The organism is Marinobacter sp. DUT-1 (assembly GCF_050379415.1).
Classification (GTDB): Bacteria; Pseudomonadota; Gammaproteobacteria; order Pseudomonadales; family Oleiphilaceae; genus Marinobacter.
The window spans coordinates 134,513-149,076 of sequence record NZ_JBNRLS010000003.1 but is presented as its reverse complement, the minus strand read 5'-3'; the positions used below and the strand labels follow the sequence as shown (position 1 = coordinate 149,076).

Annotated in this window: 14 protein-coding genes; all 14 read left to right on the top strand. The window is 58.5% G+C overall.

Annotated features, from left to right (window positions below):
- Nucleotides 1-170 precede the first annotated feature (170 nt).
- The 14 genes from ACQUTG_RS10705 to ACQUTG_RS10640 all read left to right on the top strand — a co-directional run bounded on the left by ACQUTG_RS10705 (nt 171) and on the right by ACQUTG_RS10640 (nt 14,443).
- Nucleotides 171-1,457, top strand: a complete 1,287-nt coding sequence (locus ACQUTG_RS10705) for a sensor histidine kinase (protein ID WP_428919390.1) — start codon at nt 171-173, stop codon at nt 1,455-1,457.
- Nucleotides 1,454-1,891 carry a response regulator gene (locus ACQUTG_RS10700; RefSeq protein ID WP_428919389.1) on the top strand — a complete coding sequence of 146 codons (438 nt, stop codon included), beginning with the start codon at nt 1,454-1,456 and terminating at the stop codon, nt 1,889-1,891. Before ACQUTG_RS10705 ends, ACQUTG_RS10700 begins: the two co-directional genes overlap by 4 nt.
- Nucleotides 1,884-3,605: an EAL domain-containing response regulator gene (locus ACQUTG_RS10695; protein WP_428919388.1), complete on the top strand. Its 1,722-nt coding sequence runs from the start codon at nt 1,884-1,886 to the stop codon at nt 3,603-3,605. Before ACQUTG_RS10700 ends, ACQUTG_RS10695 begins: the two co-directional genes overlap by 8 nt.
- Nucleotides 3,606-3,636: 31 nt before the next feature.
- Nucleotides 3,637-4,104 (top strand): hypothetical protein, encoded by a 468-nt coding sequence (locus ACQUTG_RS10690; RefSeq protein WP_428919387.1) that lies wholly within the window; start codon nt 3,637-3,639, stop codon nt 4,102-4,104.
- A gap of 195 nt (nt 4,105-4,299) precedes the next feature.
- Nucleotides 4,300-5,862 carry an ABC transporter substrate-binding protein gene (locus tag ACQUTG_RS10685; RefSeq protein ID WP_428919386.1) on the top strand — a complete coding sequence of 521 codons (1,563 nt, stop codon included), beginning with the start codon at nt 4,300-4,302 and terminating at the stop codon, nt 5,860-5,862.
- Nucleotides 5,863-5,939: 77 nt separating this feature from the next.
- A complete protein-coding gene (locus ACQUTG_RS10680; RefSeq protein ID WP_428919385.1) occupies nt 5,940-6,989 on the top strand; it encodes an ABC transporter permease in 1,050 nt (349 codons plus the stop codon).
- Complete coding sequence (locus ACQUTG_RS10675) at nt 6,986-7,918, top strand: ABC transporter permease (RefSeq protein WP_113862104.1); 933 nt, start codon at nt 6,986-6,988, stop codon at nt 7,916-7,918. Before ACQUTG_RS10680 ends, ACQUTG_RS10675 begins: the two co-directional genes overlap by 4 nt.
- 4 nt (nt 7,919-7,922) lie before the next feature.
- The gene (locus tag ACQUTG_RS10670; RefSeq protein ID WP_428919384.1) at nt 7,923-8,921 is read left to right on the top strand and encodes an ABC transporter ATP-binding protein; all 999 of its coding nucleotides are present in this window, start codon (nt 7,923-7,925) and stop codon (nt 8,919-8,921) included.
- Complete coding sequence (locus ACQUTG_RS10665; RefSeq protein ID WP_428919383.1) at nt 8,918-9,928, top strand: ABC transporter ATP-binding protein; 1,011 nt, start codon at nt 8,918-8,920, stop codon at nt 9,926-9,928. Before ACQUTG_RS10670 ends, ACQUTG_RS10665 begins: the two co-directional genes overlap by 4 nt.
- A gap of 75 nt (nt 9,929-10,003) precedes the next feature.
- Nucleotides 10,004-10,909: a LysR family transcriptional regulator gene (locus ACQUTG_RS10660; protein ID WP_428919382.1), complete on the top strand. Its 906-nt coding sequence runs from the start codon at nt 10,004-10,006 to the stop codon at nt 10,907-10,909.
- Nucleotide 10,910: 1 nt separating this feature from the next.
- Nucleotides 10,911-12,197: a Xaa-Pro dipeptidase gene (gene pepQ / locus ACQUTG_RS10655; protein WP_428919381.1), complete on the top strand. Its 1,287-nt coding sequence runs from the start codon at nt 10,911-10,913 to the stop codon at nt 12,195-12,197.
- Nucleotides 12,198-12,302: 105 nt separating this feature from the next.
- A complete protein-coding gene (locus ACQUTG_RS10650; protein WP_428919380.1) occupies nt 12,303-12,509 on the top strand; it encodes a bacterioferritin-associated ferredoxin in 207 nt (68 codons plus the stop codon).
- Nucleotides 12,510-12,598: 89 nt separating this feature from the next.
- Complete coding sequence (gene bfr / locus ACQUTG_RS10645) at nt 12,599-13,075, top strand: bacterioferritin (protein WP_091997532.1); 477 nt, start codon at nt 12,599-12,601, stop codon at nt 13,073-13,075.
- A gap of 9 nt (nt 13,076-13,084) precedes the next feature.
- Entirely contained in the window at nt 13,085-14,443 is a 1,359-nt protein-coding gene (locus ACQUTG_RS10640; protein ID WP_428919379.1) for a phosphomannomutase, read from the top strand.
- Nucleotides 14,444-14,564 lie beyond the last annotated feature (121 nt).

Sequence of the window (14,564 nt, the reverse complement as noted above, 5' to 3'; positions counted from 1 at the left end):
GCAAAGCCTGCCCCACCAGCCAGGACTCTTGTTTGCTCGAATAATTTGCTCCTGGATATACCTCGGGGGTGGTATATCGCCGGTGACGGCGTATTCTAGAGGGAGTACAAATAAAAAAACCGGCCTATACCACGGGGCTTTGAGCAAGAGCTGGTTGTTGGAGGGTAGCCATGAATCATGTTGTTTCCGGCGTCACGGAATGGTTTGACTTGACGTTCATGGGCCATGGCCATTGTTATCTCTGGCGGTCCGATCTTGTTCTGTTGCACTCCATTTCCGACAGCCTGATTGCTGCCTCCTATTTCACCATTCCCCTTGCTCTTTATGTACTCATGCATAAACGCAAGGATCTGGAGTACGAATGGATGTTCGTGCTCTTTGCGCTGTTCATTTTTACCTGCGGGCTGACGCACTTGATGGCGGTCTATAACATCTGGAACGGCGCGTACTATGTATCCGGAGTGCTAAAAGCCCTGACGGCAGTGGTGTCTGTGCTAACGGCCGCCCTTATCTGGCCCCTCATTCCAAAGGCGCTTGCCTTGCCCCGCCCAATCGAATTGCAGGCTGCCAATCAGAAACTTGAGGGTGAAATTGCGCGCAGGAGCCAATCAGAGAGTCACCTTGAAAAGACCAGTGTGGAACTTGAGCGCCGCGTTGAGGAGTTGACCCAGACTAAAGAACGGCTGGAACAGGAAATCGAGCGCCGCCGGGCCCTGGAGCTTCAGGAGCGTGAGAAAACGGAGGCTTTGCGGCGGTCCAACGAGGACCTGGAGCAGTTTGCCTTCATAGCCTCCCACGACCTGCGGGAGCCTCTGCGCAAGTTGATGGCCTTCACCCAGCTGCTCATGAGCGGAAAGTACGGACAATTCAATGAGAAAGGGGACCAATTTGTCCGCTACATCCGGGAAGCCGCCGAGCGCATGGATGCATTGCTGAATAGTTTGCTCAGTTACAGTCGAATCAGTTCGAGGCCCGAGGATGAAGAGGATGTCCAGCTGGGACAGGTCGTGGGTGAAGCGTGCAAGGATCTCCAGCTCAGAATTGATGAAAGCGGTGCCTCGGTGCAGGTCGATGAATTGTGCGAGGTCCATGGCAATGCAGCACAGTTGCGCCAGCTTATCCAGAACCTGCTCAGCAACGCCCTGAAATACCGTACGCCCGAGGCGCCGCCGGCCATTCGTATATTCAGCGAAGTGGATCCGGCGCTGGGTCGTTGCAAGGTGTACGTTGCGGACAACGGCATCGGATTCGATATGGTCTACAGCGATCAGATTTTTGATGTTTTCAAACGGTTGCATGGCCGAGGAGAATACGAAGGCACCGGCATGGGCCTTGCGATTTGCAGGAAGATCGTCGAACGGCACGGAGGTCATATCTCGGTTGAAAGTGCAGAGGGCAAAGGCACCACCTTCTGTTTTGATCTTCCCCTGGCTACCGGGGAAGGGGAGGAGGAATGAAGCCAGTTCCTATTCTGATGGCGGACGACGATCCGCTGGATCAACTGCTTACCAAAGAGGCATTTGACGAAGCAAAAGCGCTCAATCCTCTCTATTTTGTCGAGAATGGTGTCGAATTGATGCGCTACCTTCGGCGGGAAAGGCCCTATGACGATACACAACAGTATCCGACGCCCGGCATTATTCTCCTTGATCTCAATATGCCCAAGAAGGATGGCAGGGAGTGCCTCAGGGAAATTCGAAGCGATGCCCGGCTTCAGCACTTGCCGGTGATTATCATGACGACCTCGAGCCGGGAGGAGGAGGTTTTCCACAGCTATGATCTGGGAGCCAATTCCTACATAACCAAGCCCGTTGATTTTGAAAAGCTGGTGGCCCAGATCAAGGCCTTCAATAACTACTGGTGCTCGATCGTGGAGCTGCCCGATGAATGACCATGACAAGCACATCCGGGTTCACATCGTGGATGATGACCCCGCCGATTTCCTGATTATTGACGAGCTCCTGTTGCAATCCAAAAGGTTTCAGTTTGAGGTCAATCACATCAGCAGTATCAGCGAAGCGCGGCAGGAGCTGATTGACCCTCAATGTGATGTGTTTCTTCTCGACTATTTCCTCGGGCCGGAAACGGCGCGGGACCTGCTTATTGAAGCACGGAAAGTGCATTGTCCGGCCCCGATTGTCGTGTTGACCGGTGTGGAATCGGGAACGCTTGATGATGAAGTGATTCAGCTCGGGGCTGCGGACTTTTTGCCCAAGGGAGATATGACGGTATCGCTGCTTGAGCGGACCATCCGGCACGCCATTCAGCACAAACGTGCGGAGCTCGAGTTGGAACAGATGGTCAAACGGGATCCGCTTACCGGTTTGGGGAACCGGTTGCTGTTCGAGGAAATCCTCGAGGGGTCGTTAGCCAGATGCAAGCGTGCCGGAACCCGGCTGGCGGTGTTGTTCATGGACCTTGATCGGTTCAAGGAAATAAATGACTCGCTTGGTCATCCGACGGGAGACCTTCTGCTTCTGCTGATTGCCGATCGCCTTCGGTCCGTGATGCGCGAGTCGGATTTCGTTGCCCGGATTGGCGGGGATGAATTCACGATACTGATCGAAGATCTGCACGATGCGGAAGACGCTCTCAATGTTGCGCGCAAGATCATCCAAGCTGTGTCGCAACCATCCGCCATTGGAGGCCATGAGCTGAATGTTTCTGCAAGCATCGGTATGGCCCTTTTCCCGGAGAATGGTGACGCTCCCATCAAGCTCATGCAGAAAGCCGATATCGCTCTTTATGAGGCCAAGCGTAAGGGCTTGAACTCAGTTCAGTGCTTTACGTCCAATCTGCAGACCCAACTGGAAAGGCATCTGAATATCGAAAAAGGTCTGCGGCATGCGCTCGAACACGACCACTTCGAGTTGATGCTTCAGCCCCAGTGGGATCTCCGCGACCGACGCATTGCCGGGTTTGAGGCGTTGATTCGTTGGCGGTTCGGCTCCGAACTGATTGCCCCCTCCGATTTCATTCCGGTGGCGGAGAAGACCGGGTTGATAGTGCCCATAGGCGAGTGGCTGCTCCAGACAGCCTGTCGCTATCTCGTAAAATGGCGCGAGCTGGGCGTCAGCCACTACCGGATTTCAGTCAATGTCTCGCCGCTGCAATTGAAAACGGGGCATTTTGTCGAGACATTGCAGTCCACTTTGAAATCGACAGCTATTGCTGCAAACCTGCTCGAAGTAGAGATCACCGAAGACAGTCTGCTGGACGGACACGAGGAAAACCCCAAGGTGCAGCAGGATTTGTCGCGGATCCGCGAGTTGGGGGTGAAGATCGCCATCGATGATTTTGGCACGGGCTACTCCTCCCTTCGCTATCTCCGACAGTTCCCTGCAGACGTGGTGAAAATTGACAAAAGCTTTGTCTCGGGCAATGGAGGAGAAGCGCTCGCGGAACCGGAAATCTGCCGAGCCGTGGTGACCATGGCTGACTCTCTTGGCATGGACGTCGTGGCCGAAGGAATTGAAACCATTTCCCAACTCACACGTTTAAGGGCTATGGGATGCCGGATGGGCCAGGGATACCTGGTCTCGGAGCCGTTGGCGTTTGATGAAGCCACTCAGTGGGCTCTGGCCGGTGAAGCAGTTTCCAGGTAGATGATTCCAGGGGGAATCACACGGAGAGACCATGCCCTATTCAAGAAAAAGGATGTTCAAAGTCTGGCTCATCGCGTCGGGCCAGTTGGGAGCGGATCTGGAAGAGGCGCTGCGGGGTCATGCCCTGGGGCATGATCTGACATTGATTCCCGATGACCGGGCGTTTGATTCACTGGCCATGGAGATCGACCGGGATGCGGAACGGTTTCCCAACTTGTTGATGTACCTGGTGGAGGAGGATGCCCAGTCAGCACCGGACTTTCTCCGCAAACTCAAACGCTCGGGTGACTTCCGGCACGTTCCGGTGATTGTCTTCCATACCGGACGGGTTACACCGGACCTCAAAACGCTCTACTCATTGGGGGCTGCGTCTGTGATCCGTGTGCCCATCAAGTTTGAGGGCCTGGTTTCGGTTATGAGGACCATCGAGGCCTACTGGTTCAACGTGGCTTCCCCGCCGCCAACTGACGGGCCTTTGCGTTCTGTCTGGGCGCGTTGAATCGAACTCTTTCATTTTCAAACAGTTTTTTGTGGTGCGTGGAGCGCTGAATTGGGTCATTCACCTGGCGAATAACCCCATGTCGCAATTTCGATTGCCGTACGGGTTTTCCGAGACTAGCTTGTTGCCCAGGCAATCGGCGCCATTCTGCGCCGATGTTCCGTGAAAATTCCTAAAACAGCGACGGAAAACGCGATGAAAAAACTGATTGCAGCATTTGTCGGTTCCATGGCCCTGGCGTCGGCGCCGGTAGCCCTGTCCGCCGAGGCGACCAAGGAACTGAAGATGGCGTACGACGCCGACCCCGTGACCCTCGATATTCATGAGCAGCTCTCAGGTGGCATCCTGCAGTTGTCCCACATGACCTTCGACCCGCTGCTGCGCTGGACCCAGGATCTGGGTTTCGAGCCGCGCCTGGCGGAGAGCTGGGAGCGAGTCGACGAGAACACGATGCGCTTCAAGCTCCGTGAAGGCGTGAAGTTCCACTCCGGCAACGAGCTGACCACCGCCGATGTGAAGTTCACCTTCGACCGCCTGAAACAGAGCCAGGATTTTAAGGCCATCTTCAAGCCGTTCAGCGGCATCAATGTGATTGATGACTACACCTTCGAGCTGGTGACCAGCGAGCCATACCCGCTGCTGTTGAACACCGCCACCTACATCTTCCCGTTCGACAGCGAGTTCTACAGCGGCCAGACCGAGGATGGTAAGGATAAGAGCGCGATCCTCAAACATGGCAACTCCTTTGCCTCCGAGAATCTTTCCGGTACCGGTCCTTACACCGTGACCGAACGCAAGCAGGGCGTGCGGGTCGAGTTCGAACGCTTTGACGACTACTGGGATACCGAGTCTCCCGGTAACGTCGGCAAGATCGTGCTGACCCCGATCAAGGAGAACAACACCCGGGTGTCCGCGTTGCTGTCCGGTGGTGTCGACTTCATCGCCCCGGTGCCTCCCAATGACCTGGAGCGGATTCGCAGTGACAAGAACGCCAACCTGGTGACCATGAGCGGTACCCGTATCATCCTGTTCCATATGAATCAGGAGCGCGTGGAAGCCTTCAAGGATCCGAAGGTCCGGCAGGCCATTGCCTACGCCATCAACCAGGAAGGCATCGCCGCCAAGATTATGAAGGGCTTCGCAACCCCGGCGGCTCAGCTGTCTCCGGCAGGCTATCAGGGTCATAACGAGTCGCTCACGCGTCGCTTTGATGTCGCCAAGGCACAGCAGCTGATGAAAGAGGCCGGTTACGAGGAAGGCTTTACCATCACCATGATGGCGCCGAACAACCGCTACGTGAACGACGATAAGATCGCCCAGGCGGTGGCCGCCATGCTGGCGCGCATCAACATCAAGGTGGATCTGAAAACCCTGCCGAAGGCCCAGTACTGGCCGGAGTATGATAACCGCGCGGCTGACATGATGATGATCGGCTGGCACGCGGATACCGAGGACTCCGCCAACTTCTACGAGTTCCTGACCTTCTGCCCGGATGCCGACAGCGGCTCTGGCCAGTACAACGCGGGCAACTACTGCAACCCGGAAATCGACGCCCTGGTGCAGAAGGCCAACGTCGAGACCGATCTGGACAAGCGCGCTGCCATGCTGCAGGAAGTGGAGCAGCGTCTGTATGAGGATGCCGCCTTCGTTCCGCTGCACTGGCAGGACCTGGCCTGGGCATCGAAGAAGAACGTGAAGATTGAGCCAGTGCTCAACGTCATGAACTTCCCGTACCTGGGTGACCTGGTTGTGGAGTAATCGCCTTTGACGGCGGGCCGGCACTGGAGTGATCCGGTGCCGGCCTTTTGTTTGCAAGCCTTATCCGGAAGCTTTCCATGTTAGCGTTTTTGGTTCAGCGGATTTCCCAGGCGCTGCTGGTCATGTTCGTGATCAGTGTCATCGCCTTTGCCATTCAGGATGGCCTCGGGGACCCGCTTCAGGAAATGGTGGGCATGTCCGTCTCCGAGGAGGAGCGGGAAGCCATTCGCGAGGAGCTCGGGTTGAACGACCCGATGGTGGTCCAGTACCTGCGCTTTGCCGGTAATGCCTTGCAGGGCGACCTGGGCAACTCCTACTTCTACAGCAAGCCGACCCTGGAGGTGATCGCAGAACACCTGCCGGCGACCCTCGAGCTGGTCATCGGTGCCAGCCTGATTATCGTGTTCCTGTCGGTGCCGATCGGCGTCTACGCCGCGATCCGGCCCCAGGCCTGGCTGTCCAAATTCTTCATGGGCGTCAGTACCGTGGGTATTTCCATCCCGGTGTTCCTGACGGCCATCGTGCTGATCCAGCTGTTCTCTATCGGGGTGACGGTGAACTGGTTCCCATCGGACACCGGTTGGGGGCAGTGGCTGAATGACTTCTTTACCACCGAGGGCGGCCTGCCTTCCTATGGTCGCGGCGATGAACTGACGCACCTGTTCGGCACCTGGGAGTCCGGTTTCTTTACCGGTACCGGGCTGATGCATCTGGTCCTGCCGTCGGTATCCCTGGCTTCGATCATGCTGCCGCTGTTCATCCGGCTGATTCGGGCCGAGATGATGGAGGTGCTGCAAAGCGATTACATCCGCTATGCCCGGGCCAAGGGCCTGAGCGCTGGCCGCATCAACTTCCTGCACGCGCTCAAGAACACCATGCTGCCGGTGATTACCGTCGGTGGTGTGCAGATCGGCATCATGGTGGCCTACACCATTCTCACCGAGACCGTGTTCCAGTGGCCGGGCGTAGGCCTGATGTTCCTCGAGGCCATCACCCGAAGCGACATACCGCTGATCGTGGCTTACCTGATGGTGGTGGGCCTGATCTTCGTGGTTACCAATACCCTCGTGGATCTGATCTACGGCCTGGTAAATCCCACCGTCAAACTGACAGGTAAGAAAGCATGACAACGGCAACGGTTTCCCGCTGGGACCGCTTCCGCGAGTCCTTCTTCTGGTACAGCTTCAAGCGCGACAAGGTGGCTATTGCCAGTTTTGCCGTGCTGCTGCTGATGGTGCTGGCGGCCATTTTTGCGCCGCTGCTGGCACCCACCGACCCCTATGATCTGGCGCAGATCAACATCATGAACTCCGAGCTGCCGCCGGTGGGGATGAGCGGATCGGATCCCGCCTTCCCGCTGGGTACTGATGCCCAGGGCCGGGATCTGCTCTCGACCATCCTCTATGGCACCCGGGTGTCCCTGATGATCGGCTTCGGAGCAGTGATTCTGCAGGCCTTCCTGGGCATCCTGTTCGGCTTGCTGGCCGGCTATCTGGGCGGCAAGGTGGATGCCATCCTGATGCGCATTGCCGACGTGCAGCTGTCGTTCTCTACATTGATGGTGGCCATCATCGTGGGTGCGGTGTTCAAGGCCAGCTTCGGCAACCTGATGTTTGGTGAGATCGCTATCTACATGCTGATCTTCATCATCGGGGTGGCCGAGTGGCCACAGATTGCCCGCACCGTGCGCGCCTCGGTGCTGGCGGAGAAAAAGAAGGAATATGTCGACGCAGCCAAGGTCATGGGCTTCGGCACCCGCCGGATCATGTTCCGGCACATCCTGCCCAACACCCTGTCGCCGATCTTTGTCATCGCGACGGTCCAGATCGCCAACGCCATCATTTCCGAGGCGGCGTTGTCGTTCCTCGGTCTCGGCATGCCGGAAACCCAGCCGTCCCTGGGCTCGCTGATCAAGTCCGGCTTTGACTACATCCAGAGCGGTTCCTGGTGGATCACCCTGATCCCGGGTCTGGTGCTGGTGGTGCTCGTACTGGTCATCAACCTGTTGGGTGACTGGTTGCGGGATGTGATGAACCCACGGCTGTACAAGGGGTAACACCATGGCACTGTTGGAAGTTAAAAACCTGGATGTGCGCTTCGCGGTGCGCGGCGGCGACCTGACCGCCCTGCGGGGCATCAGCTTTACCCTGGACAAGGGCGAACGGCTGGGCCTGGTGGGGGAATCCGGCGCCGGTAAGTCCGTGGCGGCCTTCTCCGTCCTCAATCTGATTGCCAAGCCTGGCTACATTGCCGGCGGGCAGATTCTGTTCGAAGGCAAGGATCTGGCCGCCATGAGCGAACGGGAGCTGCGCAAGATCCGCGGCAACCGCATTGCCATGATCTTCCAGGACCCGATGATGACTCTCAATCCGGTGCTCACCATTGGAACCCAGATGGCGGAGGCCATCCTGGCGCACCGTAAGATCAGCAAAAAAGAAGCCCGGGCCATTGCTCTGGACCGGCTTCAGAAAGTGCAGATTCCCTCTCCCGAGAAGCGCCTGGACCAGTATCCCCATGAACTGTCCGGCGGCATGCGCCAGCGGGTGATTATTGCCATTGCGCTGCTGCTCGATCCGGAAATCATCATTGCCGATGAGCCTACGACGGCTTTGGATGTGACCATTCAGGCAGAGATCATGGACCTGCTGCTGAACCTCTGCGAGCAAGAGAATGTGGCGCTGATGCTGATCACCCACGACCTCGGCGTGGTCTCCCAGGTTACCCAGCGGATGCTGGTCATGTACTCCGGCCGAATCATCGAACAGGGCCCGACCCGGGAAATCATCAACGATGCCCAGCACCCCTACACCCAGGGATTGATCAACGCGCTGCCACAAATGGGTGAGCCTGGTGAGCGGCTGTTCCAGATACCTGGCTCAATGCCGTCGCTGAAGAATGTGCCGTCGGGCTGCCCGTTCCACCCCCGCTGTAATTTCGCCACCGAACAGTGCAAGCATTCCATGCCGGAGTATGTGCGTTCGGGCAATGTCGATGTGGCCTGTTACGAAGTTGCCAACCTGATTGAGCAGGAGGAACGCATGCAGGAGGCCGAATCATGACCTCCCCCTTGGTAAGCATTCGCGGGCTGGAGAAGCGTTTTGACCTGTCCGGTAGTCTGCTTGAACAAATCACTTTTGAGGGTGGGCGCTTCCGCCGAAAACAGGAGGCTGTTCACGCCATCAACGGTGTCGATCTGGAAGTGCAGAAGGGTGAGGCCCTTTGCGTGGTCGGCGAATCCGGCTGTGGCAAGTCCACCGTGGCTCGTACGGTCATGGGGCTGATCTCTCCCAGTGCCGGAGAGATCCATTACGATGGTCAACGCATCGATAACCTGGATGGCAAGTCGGCACTGCCGTATCGGCGCAAGATGCAGATGATCTTCCAGAATCCCTATGCCTCGTTGAACCCGCGGATGACCATCCAGCAGACCCTGGAAGAACCGATCCGTTTCCACCATCCGGACTGGTCACAGACCCAGATACGGGACAAGATCCACGAGGTGATGCACTCGGTGGGGATTGATCCGGACTGGGGAGCTCGTTTCGGCCACGAGTTCTCCGGCGGCCAGCGCCAGCGGATAGCCATCGCCCGGGCGCTGGCGGTCGACCCGGAGTTCATCGTGGCCGACGAGCCGATCTCGGCTCTGGACGTATCCATCCAGGCCCAGGTGCTTAACCTGCTGATGGACGCACAGGAAAGCCGTGGGCTGACGTACCTGTTCATCACCCACGATCTGGCGGTGGTGGAGCATTTCGGCACCCGTGTGGCGGTGATGTACCTGGGGCGGGTGTGCGAGTTGGCGGACACGGCGACCCTGTTTGCCACGCCCCGGCATCCCTACACCCAGGCGCTGCTCTCTGCCATTCCCAAGCTGGAGGATGACAGGCCCAGCCACATCCGTCTGAAAGGGGAAGTGCCGACGCCTGTGAATCTGCCATCCGGCTGTGTGTTCCATGGCCGATGTCCCTATGCAAATGAACGGTGCCGGCAGGAAGTACCCCAACTGATCGCCACCGATGGTGGCACTCAGGTGGCATGCCACGCGGTGGAAGAGGGGCGGTTGTAACGGGTGCGCTTCGATGGGCTATGATGCCTGCATTGACGCCCGAACCCATTCAATCGCTTACCCTCAGGGGATTCCATGGAAGTACGCTGGCTGGAAGACTTTTTGGCGCTTGTTCGCACGCGCCATTTCTCACGTGCTGCCGAATTGCAGCACGTGAGTCAGCCTACGTTCAGCCGGCGTATCAAGCTGCTGGAAGAGGCCATGGGCAGCACCCTGATCAACCGCCAGACCCTGCCGCTGTCGCTGACGCCGGCGGGGGAGGTTTTCCGGGAGCTGTGTGAACGGATCACCCGGGATGTGCGGGATACAAAAGATCGTATCGCGGCGCTTGAGGCGGAGGCCTCCGCAAGGATCAGTGTCGGCTCCACCCAGGGGCTGTTTTCTCACTTTTACCAGGGCTGGGCGACGGATGCCGGAATTGCCGAGCGCCTGCAACTCAATCTTAAAGCGACGAATTGGGTCGGCGAGCAGTTTCTGGAGGCGCTGGAGGGTGGCGATTGTGACTTGGTGCTGTGTTACTGGCATCCGGATCTGCCCTGGGGTGACCGGCTGAACGGAGACAACTTTGAGTGGCTGGTACTGGCCCGGGAATCCCTGGTGCCGGTCAGCGTTTCCGACGATCGGGGCCATCCGCGGTTCTCCCTGCCGGGTAGTCCCGAGCAACCGGTGCCATTGATTGCCTATCATAATCGGGGATTTCTGCAGTCCGCCATCGAGGGCCACCTGGCGCGGCAAAAGCTGACCGCCAACCTGCTACCGCTGAACGAGAACACCCAGTCGGCCAGTATCAAGGCCCTGGTCAAACAGGGCTTCGGCATGGGCTGGTTGCCACAACGGATGACGGAGAAGAGCGAGCAGTTCGGCAGCCTGGTGCGGGCCGGCGATGAGCGCTGGGACGTGCCCCTGGAAATCCGCCTGATCCGACTGCGGGACGCCCGCTCGGACGATCTTTTGAATCTCTGGAAACAACTGGAAGAATGACATGCCTGATCATGCCCTGCTGTCACTGCAACTGGATCACCTTGAAGAACTGCAAGCCCGGTACGAATCGGCGCTGGCGGATCACGGATTCGACAGCCTGCTGATTGCCTCCGGTGCCGCCCCGTATCGCTTCGGGGACGACCAGGCCTGGCACTTCCAGGGCTACGGCCCGTTTCTGCACTGGACCGGGCTGACCGGCCGCGATCACTGCTGGCTCTGGATACGGGCGGAGCATAAGCCGGTGCTGTGGCTGTACGAGCCGGTGGATTTCTGGCACGCCAACCAGCCGTTGTCGGAAGAACCCTGGCAGACGTTTATCGAGGTTCGCAGCAGTCAGTCGCCCAAGGCGCCGGTGCTGGATGATCCGGGCAGTCTGGCGGTGATCGGGGATCCTGCTCTGCTGGATGGCGTGCCCGGGGAGTCCAACCCGGAGAACCTGCTCAGGGCCCTCGATGAAACCCGGGTGCGCAAGACCCCCTACGAAATTGAATGCCTGGCGCAGGCCAATAATCTGGCAATGGCCGGGCACCGGGCGGCCCGGGACGCCTTCGCCGACGGCGAGAGCGAATTCGGGATCAGCCTTGCCTATCAGCAGGCAACCCGGCAGCGGGAAGCCGACGCGCCGTATCACAGTATCATCGGCCTGAACGACCATGCCGGCACGTTGCACTACCAGTATTACGACACCCAGCCCCCCGGCCATTGTCGCAGCCTGCTGATCGATGCCGGCGTCCGGTTCCGGGGCTATTGTTCCGACATCACCCGCACCACCGCGGGCCCCGGGGAATCCCATTTCGCCGCCCTGATCCACGGCCTCGAGCGACTCCAGCTCCGGCTGTGCGACATGGTCGCGCCCGGGGTGGATTATATTGAGATCCACCGCAAGGCCCACCAGGGCATCGCCGCCTTGCTTTCGGCCACCGGCCTGGTGACCGGATTGGAGGACGACGACATCGTCGAGCAGGGCATCACCCGGGTGTTCTTTCCCCACGGTATCGGTCATTTCCTCGGCGTGCAGGTCCATGATGTCGCCGGCAAGCCGACGCCCCCACCAGAAGATGCCCCGTTCCTGCGCCTGACCCGCCGACTCGAGCCGGGGATGGTGGTAACCATCGAGCCCGGACTCTATTTCATCCCGTCGTTGCTGGATCCCTTGCTGGAAGGGGAGCTGGGACAGTACCTGAACCAGGATCTGATCAAGCGGCTACGGGGCTGCGGCGGCATTCGGATTGAAGACAACGTCGTGGTTACCGCGACCGGGGGGCGGAACCTGACCCGTGACCGTTAAGCCCGAAACGCGCCGTTGCATAAAATTGATCCAACGGGGTTGCATTCTCGGATGGTAATAGCAATAATTATCACTAACTTTTATAACCGTTGGTGAGTTATTGCTATGTACGTCTGCCTTTGCCACGGGGTAACCGATCGGGAAATCCGCGAAGCGGCCGAAAACGGCGTTTCCTCCATGCGCCAGCTGGGCAAGGAACTGGGTGTGGGTACCCAGTGCGGTCGCTGTGCCTGCACCGCGCGGGAAATTCTCCGGGAGAGCCGCTCGCCGGATTACCTGGCTATGGCCAATATGCTCGCGCAACCGGCCTGAGTGCAGTTATTGCCTCACTGTATTTTTCTCTTGCCCGATAAGGGGCTATCCTAAAAGGCTGATTCACCAAGCCATCAGGGAGTCCCGCTATGAAAGGCGACAAGAAGGTTATCCAGTACCTCAACAAGGTCCTCGCCAACGAGTTGACCGCCATCAACCAGTATTTCCTCCACTCCCGCATGTACAAGGATTGGGGTATCAGCAAGCTGGCCGCCAAGGAGTACGAGGAATCCATTGACGAGATGAAACACGCCGATCAGCTGATCGAGCGCATCCTGTTCCTCGAGGGCCTGCCCAACCTGCAGGACCTGAACAAACTACTGATCGGCGAGAACGTCGAGGAAATGATCTCCTGCGACCTCAAGCTCGAGCAGATTGCCCACACCGATCTGAAAGAAGCCATCGCCTACTGCGAAGAGATCCAGGACTACACCAGCCGGCAACTGTTCCGAAGCATCCTGGACAGCGAGGAAGAGCATATCGACTGGCTGGAAACCCAGCTGGAAATGATTGCCCAGATGGGTATCCAGAACTATATCCAGCTTCAATCCTCTGCAGCGGAGTAACCCCCGACAATGGACCTGTCCTGCTTCAAGGCATACGACCTGCGTGGTCGTGTGCCGGACCAGCTCAACCCGACTCTTGCCGAAAAAATCGGCCGTGCCTACGTGGAAGTGACCGGCGCAAAAAAAGTCATCGTCGGTTACGACATCCGGCTCTCCAGCCCGGAAATCGCTGAAGCCCTGAGCTCCGGCCTGATGGCCGCTGGCGCTGATGTGTTCGACATTGGCCTGTGCGGCACCGAGCAGGTGTACTTCGCCACCAGCCACTACAAGATGGACGGCGGCATTATGGTCACCGCCAGCCACAACCCCAAAGACCACAACGGCATGAAAATGGTCGGCCCCGAATCCCGGCCGATCAGCTCCGACAATGGCCTCAACGAGATCCGAGACCGCGTACTGGAGCCATTTGCCGATGCGCCGCAGCAAGGTCAATACGAACCACTGGAAGTGATGAGTGCCTACGTGGACCACCTGCTTGGCTACGTCGATGCCGCCTCACTCAAACCCATGACCATTGTTTGCAACGCCGGTAACGGCGGCGCGGGTCTGGTGATCGACGAATTGGAGCAGCACCTGCCCTTCGAGTTCATCAAGGTCCACCACCAGCCGGACGGCCACTTCCCCAACGGCGTGCCCAACCCCATCCTCCCGGAAAACCGGGCGGCCACGGCCGATGCCGTGATCGAGCAGGGGGCCGCCATGGGCGTCGCCTGGGACGGCGACTACGACCGCTGCTTTTTCTTTGATGAAAACGGCCGCTTCATCGAGGGCTACTACATCGTCGGCCTGCTGGCCGACCAGTTCCTGCGCAAGACCGGCGGCGGCAAAGTCATCCACGACCCCCGCCTCACCTGGAACACCCTCGACCTGGTCAAAGCCGCCGGCGGCGAAGCCATCGAAAGCAAAACCGGCCACGCCTTCATCAAACAAAGAATGCGCGACGAAGACGCCGTCTATGGTGGTGAAATGAGCGCCCACCACTACTTCCGCGACTTCGCCTACTGCGACAGCGGCATGATCCCCTGGCTGCTGGTCGCCGAACGCCTCTGCCAGTCCGGTCAGACCCTGTCGTCGTTGATCGACGCCCGAATCGAAGCCTACCCGGCCAGCGGCGAAATCAACCGCACCATCGCCGATCCCCCCAAAGTGATTGCGGCAATCGAGGCCAAATACGGCGTTGGCGCCAAAAGTGTCAGCCACGTGGATGGTGTCAGCATCGAATTCGACGACTGGCGCTTCAACCTCCGGATGTCCAACACCGAGCCGGTTGTGCGTTTGAACGTGGAATCAAGGGCGAATATCCCGTTGATGGAAGAAAAGACACAAGAACTATTGGCAGAAATGGACAGGCTGAACGAGGAAGGATAACGCGGACGGCTGACGCCAATAGTCCGGGGCAAGGTGGCCGATACCACCGTCTGAAACTGTGCGGAGCCATGGATGGCGGAGCTCAAGCGTCACATGGACGTGCCGCAAGGAGCGTGTTTCA